General features: G+C 72.9%; 16 protein-coding genes and 1 tRNA gene. 9 read left to right on the top strand and 8 right to left on the bottom strand.

The features are described from left to right. Positions 1-4: 4 nt before the first annotated feature. Complete coding sequence (locus H1D33_RS25175) at positions 5-775, bottom strand: ABC transporter permease subunit (protein ID WP_181570818.1); 771 nt, start codon at positions 773-775, stop codon at positions 5-7. After that, positions 775-1,497 carry an ABC transporter ATP-binding protein gene (locus H1D33_RS25170; protein ID WP_181570819.1) on the bottom strand — a complete coding sequence of 241 codons (723 nt, stop codon included), beginning with the start codon at positions 1,495-1,497 and terminating at the stop codon, positions 775-777. Before H1D33_RS25170 ends, H1D33_RS25175 begins: the two co-directional genes overlap by 1 nt. 128 nt (positions 1,498-1,625) lie before the next feature. On the opposite strand from H1D33_RS25170, the gene H1D33_RS25165 reads away from it, so the two are divergent. From H1D33_RS25165 to H1D33_RS25150, 4 genes are all read left to right on the top strand, one after another. Then, positions 1,626-2,240 carry a hypothetical protein gene (locus H1D33_RS25165; protein WP_181570820.1) on the top strand — a complete coding sequence of 205 codons (615 nt, stop codon included), beginning with the start codon at positions 1,626-1,628 and terminating at the stop codon, positions 2,238-2,240. A 32-nt stretch (positions 2,241-2,272) separates the two neighbouring features. Beyond that, positions 2,273-2,767, top strand: a complete 495-nt coding sequence (locus tag H1D33_RS25160; RefSeq protein WP_414685554.1) for a hypothetical protein — start codon at positions 2,273-2,275, stop codon at positions 2,765-2,767. Between the two features lie 84 nt (positions 2,768-2,851). Further along, positions 2,852-3,463, top strand: a complete 612-nt coding sequence (locus H1D33_RS25155) for a permease-like cell division protein FtsX (protein WP_181570822.1) — start codon at positions 2,852-2,854, stop codon at positions 3,461-3,463. Beyond that, on the top strand, positions 3,460-4,044 hold the full coding sequence (locus tag H1D33_RS25150) for a SigE family RNA polymerase sigma factor (protein ID WP_246411881.1): 585 nt from the start codon (positions 3,460-3,462) through the stop codon (positions 4,042-4,044). Before H1D33_RS25155 ends, H1D33_RS25150 begins: the two co-directional genes overlap by 4 nt. A 67-nt stretch (positions 4,045-4,111) precedes the next feature. Here the strand turns inward: H1D33_RS25150 and H1D33_RS25145 are convergent. Further along, positions 4,112-4,198: transfer RNA gene (locus H1D33_RS25145), tRNA-Ser, on the bottom strand. Between the two features lie 75 nt (positions 4,199-4,273). On the opposite strand from H1D33_RS25145, the gene deoD reads away from it, so the two are divergent. After that, positions 4,274-4,981 carry a purine-nucleoside phosphorylase gene (gene deoD / locus H1D33_RS25140; protein WP_091070383.1) on the top strand — a complete coding sequence of 236 codons (708 nt, stop codon included), beginning with the start codon at positions 4,274-4,276 and terminating at the stop codon, positions 4,979-4,981. A 105-nt stretch (positions 4,982-5,086) separates the two neighbouring features. On the opposite strand, the gene H1D33_RS25135 is transcribed toward deoD, so the two are convergent. From H1D33_RS25135 to H1D33_RS25120, 4 genes are all read right to left on the bottom strand, one after another. Further along, on the bottom strand, positions 5,087-5,533 hold the full coding sequence (locus tag H1D33_RS25135) for a nucleoside deaminase (protein ID WP_181572591.1): 447 nt from the start codon (positions 5,531-5,533) through the stop codon (positions 5,087-5,089). A gap of 154 nt (positions 5,534-5,687) precedes the next feature. After that, positions 5,688-6,212 carry a tRNA adenosine deaminase-associated protein gene (locus tag H1D33_RS25130; protein ID WP_181570823.1) on the bottom strand — a complete coding sequence of 175 codons (525 nt, stop codon included), beginning with the start codon at positions 6,210-6,212 and terminating at the stop codon, positions 5,688-5,690. Positions 6,213-6,333: 121 nt separating this feature from the next. Continuing rightward, entirely contained in the window at positions 6,334-6,504 is a 171-nt protein-coding gene (locus H1D33_RS25125; protein WP_175441502.1) for a hypothetical protein, read from the bottom strand. 72 nt (positions 6,505-6,576) lie between these two features. After that, entirely contained in the window at positions 6,577-6,873 is a 297-nt protein-coding gene (locus tag H1D33_RS25120; protein ID WP_246412138.1) for a hypothetical protein, read from the bottom strand. Between the two features lie 130 nt (positions 6,874-7,003). Here H1D33_RS25120 and H1D33_RS25115 point away from each other — a divergent pair, with 130 nt between their 5' ends. Continuing rightward, positions 7,004-7,837 carry a M23 family metallopeptidase gene (locus tag H1D33_RS25115; protein ID WP_414685440.1) on the top strand — a complete coding sequence of 278 codons (834 nt, stop codon included), beginning with the start codon at positions 7,004-7,006 and terminating at the stop codon, positions 7,835-7,837. A 56-nt stretch (positions 7,838-7,893) separates the two neighbouring features. Then, positions 7,894-8,964, top strand: a complete 1,071-nt coding sequence (locus H1D33_RS25110; protein ID WP_181570825.1) for a PHP domain-containing protein — start codon at positions 7,894-7,896, stop codon at positions 8,962-8,964. A gap of 4 nt (positions 8,965-8,968) precedes the next feature. Here H1D33_RS25110 and H1D33_RS25105 read toward each other — a convergent pair whose 3' ends face one another. Then, the gene (locus tag H1D33_RS25105) at positions 8,969-9,940 is read right to left on the bottom strand and encodes a DMT family transporter (RefSeq protein ID WP_181570826.1); all 972 of its coding nucleotides are present in this window, start codon (positions 9,938-9,940) and stop codon (positions 8,969-8,971) included. A gap of 91 nt (positions 9,941-10,031) precedes the next feature. Here H1D33_RS25105 and H1D33_RS25100 point away from each other — a divergent pair, with 91 nt between their 5' ends. Beyond that, positions 10,032-10,655, top strand: a complete 624-nt coding sequence (locus H1D33_RS25100) for a Uma2 family endonuclease (RefSeq protein WP_181570827.1) — start codon at positions 10,032-10,034, stop codon at positions 10,653-10,655. A 52-nt stretch (positions 10,656-10,707) separates the two neighbouring features. Beyond that, entirely contained in the window at positions 10,708-12,378 is a 1,671-nt protein-coding gene (locus tag H1D33_RS25095; RefSeq protein ID WP_181570828.1) for a DUF885 domain-containing protein, read from the top strand. Positions 12,379-12,397 lie beyond the last annotated feature (19 nt).

The raw sequence follows: 12,397 nt of genomic DNA, 5'->3' as shown, positions 1-12,397 counted from the left end.
CGTCTCACGCGTCGCGCCGGCGGAGCAGGAGGCCGCCGCCGAGGATCGCCAGGGCCGCGTACCCGCACATCAGCAGCACGCTGGTCCAGCCGCCGAACAGCCCGGGGGTCGGCGTCATCACCGCGACCGAGTTGAGCAGCATCAGCAGCGGGACGAAGCGGCCGACCGCGATGCCGTCCGCGCCGAACAGGCCGACCGCGAACGACGGGACGAACACCAGCGCGAACAGCGTGCCGATCCCGGCGCCGGAGTGCCGTACGACAGTCCCGATGCCCACCCCGATCAGCGCGGTGGCGGCCAGGTAGCCGCCGGTGAGCAGGACCGCGCGCAGGACCCGCGGGTCGCCCAGGGAGGCGGTCGGGATGGCGGTGCCGCGGATCGCGACCTGCCCGCCCAGGTAGCCGGCGAAGCTGGCGAGCAGGCCGACGCTGAGCGCCGCGCAACCGCCGACGGCGACCTTCGCGGCCAGGACGGTCCGGCGTCGCGGGACGGCGGCGAACGTCGAGCGGATCATCCCGGTGCCGTACTCGCCGGTCACCGCGAGGACGCCGAGCGCGCCGAGCAGGAGTTGGGCCAGGATGGCGCCGCTCAGGCTGTTGTTGAGGATCTGGGCGGTGGTGGCCACCGGCGTGTGGGCGCGGTAGCCGAGTCCCACCCCGACGCCTGCTGCCGCCATCGAGAGCACCGCGCCGGCCGCCAGCCACCACGTCGACCGGACGCTGGTCAGCTTGATCCGTTCCATCCGGGCCGCGTGCCGGAATCCGTAGCCGCTCATCACACGTCCGTTCCGTGGTGGTCGGTGACCGGCGAGGTGAGCCGGAAGAACGCGTCCTCCAGGGTGTCGCCGCCGGTGGCGAGTTCGGCGACGGTCGTCTCGGCCAGCAGCCGGCCCCGGCCGATCACCACCAGCCGGTCCGCGGTCAGCGCCGTCTCGGCGATCAGGTGACTGGACACGAACACGGTCCGGCCCTCGGCGGCGAGCCCGCGCAGCAGGTCCCGGATCCACCGGATGCCCTCCGGGTCGAGGCCGTTGACCGGCTCGTCGAGCAGCAGGACAGCCGGGTCGCCGAGCAGCGCCACCGCGACCCCGAGCCGTTGCCGCATGCCGAGCGAGTAGGTGCCGGCGCGCCGGTCCGCCACGTCGGACAGGCCGACCACGCGCAGCACCCGCTCGACCCGGGTCGCGGGGATGTCGTTGCTCGCGGCCAGCGCGGACAGGTGCGCGCGGGCGCTGCGGCCGGGGTGGAACGCCCCGGTGTCGAGCAGCGCGCCGACGGTCCGCAGCGGCCAGGTCAGGTCCCGGTAACGGACGCCACCGACCAGTGCCTCGCCGTGGTCCGGGGCGTCCAGGCCGAGGATCATCCGCATGGTCGTGGACTTGCCGGATCCGTTCGGGCCGAGGAAGCCGGTCACCACGCCCGGCTGGACCCGGACGCTCAACCCGTCGACGGCGGTCCGACCGCCGTACCGTTTGGTCAGTTCACGTAGTTCGATCACCGAATCGACGCTAGGCAGCGCGGAGAATCGCCGGAAGCCGGAAACCCGCCGGCAGCGCCCGGGGGTTATCCACCATCTCCCGTCGTACACATGTTCCATCCACAGGTTGTGGACACCGAGAGGACCGGATGAGTTACCAGCTCAGCGCCGTGGTCGCCGACGTCGAGCTGCTCCGCGAGCAGACCGCCGACCTGGATCACGCGGTGCTCGCCGCGCTCCGGCAGGACTTCGCGCTGCTGCCGGTCACCCCGCAGCTCGTGCAGGAGCTGACCGGCCGGCCGCCGGACTTCGCCACCGACGGCCCGTGCGCCGAGCGCCCGTTCGAGCTGGTCCTGTCGCGGCCGCTGGCGGAGCTGCTGGCCCGCTGGTCGACGGGCGGGCCGGTGGCGTACCTGGAGGCGGAGTTCGCCGGCGGCCTCGGCCACCAGTCGGCGGTGGTGTGGCTGGGCGGCGACGTGAGCTGGGGGCCGCGCTACGACGACGCGCTCGACCGGCCGCGCGCCGAGTGGCCGATCAACACGGCGCTGGCCCGACTGGGCGTGGAGCCGGGCGCGTGGATCGACCCGTTCGCCGAGTTGGGCCTGCACCTGGAGCGCGACACGGACGGCTGGCTGGCGCACGGCCGGCGCGGGCTGTCCGCCGACTACTGGGACGAGCTGGCCGACGAGTGGGAACTGCGCCAATCCGGCCCGCACCAGCAACCTCTTCGCCCCGGTCCCGTTGGGGACTGGGGGATTGCATGAAATTACGACAATTCGGTTTTATAGCCGCACTGCTGGCTGCCGCTTCCGCCGCCGGGAGCGGCGTCCGTCCACAAGGGCCCGACATCGCGGCCCGCCCGGTCGGATCCGCCGAGGTGGTCAGCCTGGACGGCCTGCGCAACGCGGAGTTCGGCGCCACCGAGGAGGACCTGACCCGCCGCGGCCTGCTGCGCACCGACGAGGAGGCGTGCGGGCCCACACTGGCCGGACACGGCTCGGTCAGCCCGATCTTCGTCGACGACCGGCTCGTCCTGCTCTGGCTCGACGACCCGATGACCACCCCGGAGGGCATCGGCGCCGGCACGCCGGTCGGCGAGGTGCGCGCCGCGTACCCCGGGGCCGCCGCGCTGCCGGCGCCGCCCGGCAGCCACCGCTTCGCCGGGCTGCTCGCCCGCGACGGCGACCGCGCCTATCTCTTCCTGCACGACGGCGTCACCGTCCGCAAGGTAATCGCCGGGTACGCGGACTGGGCCCGCCGCCTCTTCGACGAGGGCTACGGCCCCTGCTGACGGTTCGCCGGCGATCCGGTGTGACCGATGCGGCGCCTCGACCAGTCCTTGAGAGAGGAAGCCATCGGACACCAGGAGCGAGCTGTGGACCAGAACCTGCACGTGCTCTTCGAGCGGGCACTCGACGTCGAACCCGCACCACCGACCAGGGACGTGGCCCGGGAGGCCATGGTGGCGGGCAACGCGCTGCGTCGCCGACGCGGCCTGCTCGGGGGAGGCGCGGCGGCCGGCGTCGTCGCGATCGCCGCCGCTCTGATCGCCCTGAACGTGGCGCCCTCGTCCACGGAGCCGGTATCGCCGGTGGTCGCGGCGGGCGCGCTCATGCCCTCCACCGATCCCACCTGTGACCGGCGATGGGGGTACGAGGCGGTCGACGTCGGCGTCTTCCTGCGCCAGGAGATCACCGATCAGCAACGCCTCGACCTGCGCGAGGCGCTCCGCTCGGATCCGCTCGTGCGGAGCGTCACCTTCCAGGGCCACGACGAGGCGTACGCCAGGTTCAAGGAGATGTACAAGGACAACCCGGATCTGGTCAACGCGGTCAGACCGGAGCAGATGCCCGAATCGTTCCAGGTCAGACTGGCCAGGGCCGCGGACTTCTCCCGGCTCGTGACGAACTTCCACGACACCGGCGGCGTCGACCAGATCCTGGGCGGACCGTGCCCGGCCCGCTCGGGTGCCGGGGAGGGCGAGTGACGAGCGGGCAGATCGACGTGTGCGCCACGCCGCCCACCGAACACCAGGCCGGCCCACTGGCCCGGTGGAGCAGCGCCCGCCGACGTGAGCGCGAGATCCGGGACGAGGACTTCAGCGCGTTCGTCGCGGCGACCGCGCCCCGGCTGAGACGCACCGCCTACCTGATGTGCCGGGACTGGCACCTCGCCCAGGACCTGACCCAGATCACGTACGCCAAGATGTACGCGTCGTGGGGGCGGATCCGGCGGGCCGCCAACCTCGACGCGTACAGCCGTCGGGTGCTCATGAACGCCGTGTTCGACCAGCGGCGACGGCGCAGCGACACCGAGGTGGTCTGCGCCGAACTGCCCGAACGGCCGGAACCACCGGCGACGACGGACCTGCACGTCGCGTTGATGACCGCGCTGTCGACGCTGCCCGTTCGGGACCAAGCGGTCGTGGTGCTGCGGCACTGGGAGGACCAGAGCGTCGCCTCCGTCGCCACGATCCTGGGTCTCTCCGCCTCGGCGGTGAAGATGCGCGACGCCCGGGGGTTGGGCCGGATCCGCGCGCTGCTCGGCGAGGACTTCACCGGCAACTGAGGGCCGGAACACGGAACGCCCGGTGTGATCCGAACGGATCACACCGGGCGTTCTCGCTGTTCACGAGCGGTGGCGGCGGGATTTGAACCCGCGGAGGGCGTAAACCCTCACACGCTTTCGAGGCGTGCTCCTTAGGCCACTCGGACACGCCACCGCCGACGAGGGTACAGGACCACCGGTACGGACGCCGAACCGGTATCCCGCCGGCCGGCCTGGCAGGATCTTTGCCATGAGTACGCACATCGGCGCTGAGCCGGGAGAGATCGCCGAGCGGGTCCTGATGCCGGGCGACCCGCTGCGGGCCAAGTGGATCGCGGAGACCTACCTCGAGGAGGCCCGCTGCTACACGACGGTGCGCGGCATGCTGGGCTTCACCGGGCGGTGGAACGGCGTCGACGTCTCCGTCCAGGGCTCCGGCATGGGCATGCCGTCCGCCTCCATCTACGCCCACGAGCTGATCAACGACTACGGCGTGAAGACGCTGATCCGGGTCGGCTCGTGTGGCGCCCTGACCGAGGACCTGCAGTTGCGGGACGTGGTGGCGGCCATCGGCTCGTCCACCGACTCGAACATGAACCGGATGCGGTTCGACGGGCTGATCGACTACGCCCCGGTGGCCGACTTCGGCCTGCTGCGTACCTCGGTCGAGGTGGCCGAGCGGCGCGGCATCACCATGCGGGTCGGGCCGATCCTGGCCGCGGACGCCTTCTACACCGACCGGCCGGACCTGTACGACACGCTCGCCGACTACGGCGTGCTGGCGGTGGAGATGGAGTCGGCGGCGCTCTACACCATCGCGGCCCGGTTCAAGGCCCGCGCGCTGACCGTGCTGACCGTCAGCGACCACATCAAGACCGGCGAGAAGACCACGTCGCAGGAGCGTGAGCAGACCTTCGGCCAGATGGTCGAGATCGCCCTCGACACGATCATCGCCTGACCTGTCGTTCCCGCCCGCCCGTCCCGCCACCGCCCGGTGCCGGGGCGGGCGGCTTGTTAAGAGGGGGCCCCTTCTCTACCGGAGGCGTTAACCGGGGGCCCCGCCTTACTCCCTGAAGAAGGCGCGCAGCAACGCCGCGCTCTCCGCCTCCAGGACGCCGCCGTACACCTCGGGGCGGTGCGGGAGCCGGCGGTCGCGCAGCACGTCCCAGAGCGAGCCGACCGCGCCGGTCTTCGGCTCCCACGCCCCGAACACCACGGTCGGCACCCGGGCCAACGCGATCGCCCCGGCGCACATGGTGCACGGCTCCAGCGTCACCACGAGGGTGCAGTCGTCCAGCCGCCACCGGCCCAGCCGGCGCGCGGCCCGGCGCAGCGCCAGCACCTCGGCGTGCGCGGTGGGGTCGCCGGTCAGTTCCCGCTCGTTGCGCCCGACGGCCAGCTCGACGCCGTCGGGGCCGTAGAGCACCGCGCCGACCGGCACGTCGTCGACGCCCTCGTCGGGTGGTCCGCCGTCCGGGCCGGTCACCGCGACCTGAAGCGCACGGCGCATCCACAGCTCGTGCCGCTGCCGGCGGCCCAGCGCGCCCGGGTCGGCCAGCCCTTCGGCGGCGCCGGGACCGACGTGCGGCGACCCGGCGGTGTCCAGCGCCGGGTCGGTCGCGTCGGCCGGTTCGGTGACGCCTGGTGCCACGGACTCGCCGGGCTCAGACCTCACGCAGTTCCTCGACCTCGTCCACGCAGCCGAGCACCTGGCAGATCTCGGCCGTCACGTCGGCCGGCATGTTGCCGTCGTGGGCGCAGAGGGCGAGCAGCTTCTGGGCCGGGATGCCCAGGTCGGTGAGGAGGTCGGCGTCACCGACCGGGTCGGCCTCCGGGTCCACGGCCGGCTGCTCGTTCTCGTCGTCGCCGCCGGACGGCCGGGGCTCGTCGACGTCCTCCAGCCCGGTGACCGACGTCTTCAGGTCACCCACCAGCAGCGCGCCGAGCCGGGACTCCTCCGCGTACGCCGAGTCGGAGCCGAAGACCCGCAGGTCCTCCCCCTCGTCCAGGCGCAGCACCACCAGGTAGGTGTCGTCGGCCTCGACGAACATCAGGGAGAGGTCGGCGTCCGGCTCGACGTCGCGCAGCCGGTCGGCCACCTCCTCGATGTCGGTGACACCCCGCAGGCTCACCTCGCCGGCGGTCCAGCCGCCGTCGACGCGCGCCACGGCAGCAGCGAAGTACGACACGGTCCCCCCAAATTGGCCTCGGCAGCACGCCGACACGTCACGCGATGCACGTTAACCGGTCGGGTCGGCGGGCGACCGGTCAACGCCCCGTAAGGGGCCGGCCGTTCCTGGAGAAAGTCGGTCAGCCGGCGACGCGCCGGCGGGTCGCGATCAGTTGGCGTAGACGTTCGCTGCGCGCCCGCTGCGGCCGTTCGCGCTGCTGTACCGCTCGGGCGCCGGCCAACTCGGCGAGGAGTTGCAGGCGGCGGCGGCTCCGATCGGGGTCGAGCCGCGGCGGTGTGGTCCAGGCCATACGGCGAGCGTGAACCGTCACCGCCCGTACGTCAAGATGGTCTTCGCTACGCAGCGAAACCGGCACCCAAGGTCACCAGAGCGGCCAGTCGCCGGCCTGCGCCCACCGCACGGCGACGATCGCCGCGGCGATGCTCCAGCCGCCGGCGGTGACGATCGCCACCCCGGTCGCCACCCCTCGATCGCCGTGCCGGACCAGCACGGAGGCGGCCACCCAGGCGAGCCCGCCGGCGAGCAGCGTCCACCAGGCGTAGCCGGGGACGTCCCTGCCGACCAGCCCGAACAGCAGCAGCCAGGCGAACGTGACCACCGCGCCGATCGCGACGCCGGCGCCGGTGACCGGGTTCGGCTCGCGGTAGCTGGGGCGCATCGGCCCGCCGGACGGGAAGAGCCCCGACGGGGTACGCGGCGGGGGCGGCAACGCCCCCGCGCCGGGCCCGTCGGCTCCGCCGTGCCACCCGTTCGTCACCGCTGCCCCCTTCCCCGGATCACCCGCGCCGATGTCACGCACAGTGACCGAACGGTGCGGGCGGGTCTCGGCTGTCGTCCCTACGGTAGTGGTCTGCCAGGATGACCGGATGCGCTCGCCATCGATCGGACGCCGCGCGCGTCCGGCGTACCCGGTCCTGCTGCTCGTCGCGGCGCTGCTCGCCGGGTGCGGCCGTCCCGCCGCGCCGGCCGACGCCTGGCAGGACCCGAGCCCGATGGCGACCGCCGCGCAGCCCGCCGAGTCCACGGCGGGCCCGGCCCCCTCGGTGGTCTCCTCCGCCGCGCCGACCCCGACGCCGACGCGCGCGGCGGCGCGGCGGGTGTTCCCGGTGCGCGCCGGCAACGTCGACTACCACCCGACGCACGGCGGCTACCCGGGCACGGACGTCTTCGCCGACTGCGGCGAGCCGGTGGTGGCGGTCACCGACGGGGTGGTCCTGGAGGTGAGCCGGGTGGACCGGTTCGACAAACGCGGGCCGCTCGGGCCGAACAACGGCGGCCTGTCGGTGTCGCTGCTCGGCGACGACGGGGTGCGCTACTACGGCTCGCACCTGAGCGCGATCGCGGCCGGCGTCGACGCCGGCGTCCGCGTCCGCGCCGGTCAGCAGCTCGGCAAGGTGGGCCGCACCGGCAACGCCAACAACGTGTGCCACCTGCACTTCGGGCTCTCCCCGAAGTGCACCGGCCACGACGACTGGTGGATCCGCCGGGGCGTGGTGTGGCCGGCGCCCTACCTGAACTCCTGGCGCAAGGGCGGCAACCGCTCCCCGGTCGCCGAGGTCACCGCGTGGCAGCGCGGGCACGGCTGCCCGAAGTCGCCGGGCGGGTCCGCCGCGGGCGGCTGACCCGACGCGCGGGCAGCGGCACCCGGCGGGCCGCCCGAGCGCGTAGGTTCCAGGGCATGACTGCCCGGGATCCCCTCGCCGACCTGCGCCGGATCGCGTTCCTGCTGGAGCGGGCGAACGAGGCCACCTATCGGGTCCGGGCGTTCCGGTCGGCGGCGAACGCGCTGGGCGCGCTGCCGGCCCGGGAGGTGGCCGAGCGGGCCCGCACCGGCACGCTGACCGAGCTGGCCGGCGTCGGTGACGTCACCGCCCGCTGCGTGGCCGAGTCGCTGGCCGGCGAGGAGCCGGTCTACCTGCGCCGGCTGCTGGCCACCGAGGGCGCCGACCTGGACGCGGAGGCGGCGAAGCTGCGCGACGCGCTGCGCGGCGACTGCCACAGCCACTCGGACTGGTCCGACGGCGGCTCGCCGATCGAGGAGATGGCGTTGGCCGCGGTCGAGCTGGGCCACGAATACCTGGTGCTCACCGACCACTCGCCGCGGCTCAAGGTGGCCCGGGGTCTCACCGCGGACCGGCTGCGCCGGCAGCTCGACCACGTGGCCGCGGTCAACGAGGCGCTGCCGAAGGGCTTCCGGATCCTCACCGGCATCGAGGTGGACATCCTCGCCGACGGTTCGCTCGACCAGGACGACGAGTTGCTGGCCCGGCTGGACGTGGTGGTCGGCTCGGTGCACAGCGGCCTGAGCGACGAGCGGGCGAAGATGACCCGCCGGATGCTGGCCGCGGTCGCCAACCCGCACCTGGACATCCTCGGTCACTGCACCGGCCGGATGGTGTCGTCCCGGCCGGCCGGCGTGACCGGGCCGGGCGACAAGGGGCACCGGGCGCGTACCCGCAAGGAGAGCGACTTCGACGCGGACGCCGTCTTCGCCGCCTGCGCGGAGCACGACGTGGCCGTCGAGATCAACTCGCGGCCGGAGCGGCAGGACCCGCCGAAGCGGCTGATCCGCCGCGCCCTGGAGGCCGGCTGCCGGTTCGCCATCGACACCGACGCGCACGCTCCCGGTCAGCTCGACTGGCAGCGGTTCGGCTGTGAGCGGGCGGCCCGCTGCGGCGTACCGGCCGATCGGGTGGTCAACACCTGGAGTGCCGACCGCCTGGTGAAGTGGACGGCGGGCCGGGGCTGAGCGGTCAGCCCCGGGCGGCCGGCTCGACCACTCGGGTGGCGGCCGGCGCCGGCACGCTGCGGCGCCGGCCGAACAGGCCCTGCGCGACCGCCACGCCGACGAGCACCACGAGCGCGCCCACCGGCTGGTGCCAGTTCATCCGCTCGCCGAGGACCACGGCGCCGACCAGCACCGCGAAGACCGGGATCAGGTAGGTCACGGTGGACGCGGTGCTCGCGCCGGCCAGCCGGATGTTGCGCATGTTGATCACGAAGGCCAGCCCGGTGCCGAGCGCGCCGAGCGCGAGCACGCTGGCCACCACCCGCGCCGAGAGGCCGGTCGGAGCCGGCGGCGCGCCGGCCACCAGCGGCGCGACCAGCGCGAGCTGTGCGGTCGCCACGAGCAGTTGCGCCGCCGACAGCGACAGGCCCGAGTGCGCGCTGCCCGCGATGAACTTCTTCTGGTACGGGATGGCCACGCCGTAGCAGGCCGCCGCGCCGAAGCACATGAGCTGGCCGGTGAAGTGGGCCCCACCCACGCCCTCCCAGACGCCGAGCACCACCAGCACACCGGCGAAGCCCAGGGCCAGCCCGACCGCCCGCCGCGCGGTCAGCCGCTCGGTGCGGAACACCAGCACCGCCAGCGGCAGCACGATCAGCGGCGTGGTGGCGTTCCAGATGCCGGCGAGCATGGACTCGACCCGTTGCTCGCCGAAGCCGAACAGCGTGAACGGCAGCGCGACGCCGAACGCGGCCACCACCAGCAGGTGCGCCCAGATCCGGGGTTCGCGGGGCAGCCGGTCGCGCAGCACGGCCAGCACCACCAGCAGCGTGGCCGCGCCGGTGGCGACCCGGTAGAGGGTGAGGTGCACCGGGTGCAGCTCGGTCACCCCCACCTTGATGAACAGGAAGCTGGAACCCCAGATCGCGGCCAGCGCGACGAAGCCCGGCAGCCAACTGCGCAGCGGTGCCCGGTCAGGAGCGGTATCGGCGTTCACCCCTGACACTCTGCTCCTCGGGTACGACGATGTCGCGCGAAATTCTCCACGCCGTGTCGACCGCCACAGCAACCGACTTACAGTGGAGAAGTTGACCGGTCGAGGAGGTGACACGTCGATGGCCGCGCCCCTGCGCTTCGATCCGCTCGTCGATTTCGACGGGATGTGGACCACCCGGCTCGCCGACCGTTACCTCCCGTTGCGCGAGCTGCCCGACGCGCGCTACGAGTGCATCGACGGAAGGCTGGTCATGACCCCCGCCGAGACCGGCACCAACAGCTACGCCGAGGGCGAGCTGAGCCACCTGCTCAAGCCGGCGGCGAGGGAGGCCGGTTTCTACGTCTTCGGGGCGGTGAACCTGACCTTCACCCCGGACCGCTGGATCCAGCCCGATCTGACGGTCCTGCACACCCTGCCCGCGAGCGAGCAGGAGGACCGCTGGATCCCGGTGCGGCTGTGCACGATGGCGGTCGAGTTCGTCTCGCCGGGCAGCCGGCGACAGGATTTCGTGGACAAGCCCCGCCGCTGCGCCGAGGCCGGGGTGCCGTACTTCATGCGGGTGCAGATCGCCCGGCAGATCCGGCATGTCGGCGTCGGGTTCCTCACGCTCGACGGCGGCACTTATGTCAGTACGGCCCAGGCGGTCAGCGGCCAGCGGCTCAAGCTGGACCTGCCGTTCCCGATCGACTTCGACCCGGCTGATCTGCTGCCCTGAACACGACAAACACCATCGACACCGGGGTGCCCCGGTCACGTAGTCTCGCGCGGTGGGACGAATCGATGACCTCGCCAACCGGTACGTGGCGGAGTGGGCTCCGCTGAGCCCGACCGGCGCCACCTACGTCGGCATCGCCGGCTACGACGACCAGCTCGACGACCTCTCCCCCGACGGCTACGCGGCCCGCGCCGACCTGGTCCGGCGCACGCTGGCCGAGCTCGACGTGGCCGAGCCGGAGACCGAGGCGGAGCGGACCGCCCAGGAGGCGATGCAGGAACGCCTCGGCCTCGAACTCGCCCGCTACGACACCGGCGAGACCACCAGCGAGGTCAGCGTCATCGAGAGCGGCCTGCACGAGCTGCGGATGGTCTTCGACCTGATGCCGACCGACGGCGAGGAGGCCAAGGCCAACGTGGCCACCCGGCTCAACCGCTTCGCGTCGGCGCTGGACGCCTACAAGCGCACGCTGCGCGAGGCCGCCGCCAACGGCCAGGTCAGCTCGCAGGTGCAGCTCGTCGAGGTCGCCAAGCAGTGCGACATCTGGACCGACCCGGACGGCGACAACTTCTTCCACGGCCTGGTCGAACGCCTCGACGCGGACGGCACGCTCGGCGCGGAGCTGCGCAAGGGCGCCGCCGCCGCGACCGCGGCCACCGCCGAGTTCGGGCAGTTCCTCCGCAGCGAGCTGGCCCCGGTGGGCCGGCAGAAGCAGGCCGCCGGCCGGGAACGCTACGAACTGGCCTCCCAGTACTTCCTCGGCGCGAAGGTCGACCTGGACGAGACGTACGCCTGGGGCTTCGCGGAGCTGGCCCGGTTGGAGGCCGACATGCGGACGGTGTCCGGCCGGATCGCCGGTCCGGGCGCCACCATCGACGAAGCGGTACGCGTGCTCGACGCGGACCCGGCGCGGACGGTCCTCGGCAAGGAGGCGTTCCGCGACTGGATGCAGGCGCTGGCCGACCGGGCGATCAGCGAGCTGGACGGCACCCACTTCGACATTCCGGAGCAGGTCCGCCGGATCGAGTGCTGCCTCGCGCCGACCAGCGACGGGGCGATCTACTACACCGGCCCGAGCGAGGACTTCTCCCGCCCGGGTCGGATGTGGTGGGCGGTGCCGCAGGGCATCACCGAGTTCTCCACCTGGCGCGAGGTGACCACGGTCTACCACGAGGGCGTGCCGGGTCACCACCTCCAGGTCGCGCAGACCGCCGTCCGGGCCGACCTGCTCAACCGCTGGCAGCGGCTGCTCTGCTGGGTGTCCGGGCACGGCGAGGGCTGGGCGCTCTACTCGGAGCGGCTGATGGACGAGCTGGGCTACCTGGAGGACCCGGGTGACCGGCTCGGCATGCTCGACGGGCAGGCGCTGCGGGCGGCCCGGGTGATCGTCGACATCGGCATGCACCTGGAGCTGGAGATCCCGGCGGACAACCCGTTCGGCTTCCACCCGGGCGAGCGTTGGACGCCGGAGCTGGGCTGGGAGTTCATGCGGGCGCACTGCCGGGTGCCGGACGAGAACCTGCGCTTCGAGCTGAACCGCTATCTCGGCTGGCCGGGTCAGGCCCCCTCGTACAAGGTGGGCGAGCGGATCTGGTTGCAGGCGCGCGAGGAGGCGAAGGCCCGCAAGGGCGCCGACTTCGACCTGAAGGAGTTCCACCGCCAGGCGCTCGACCTGGGGGCGCTGGGGCTGGACCCGCTGCGTCGGGCGTTGGCCCGGCTCTGAGGTTCGCGGCGACGGCGAC

It is taken from the genome of Micromonospora ferruginea (genome assembly GCF_013694245.2).
GTDB classification, from domain to species: Bacteria; Actinomycetota; Actinomycetes; order Mycobacteriales; family Micromonosporaceae; genus Micromonospora; species Micromonospora robiginosa.
Note: the sequence above shows the minus strand (reverse complement) of the source record. Positions and strands in the feature narration are given on the sequence as shown.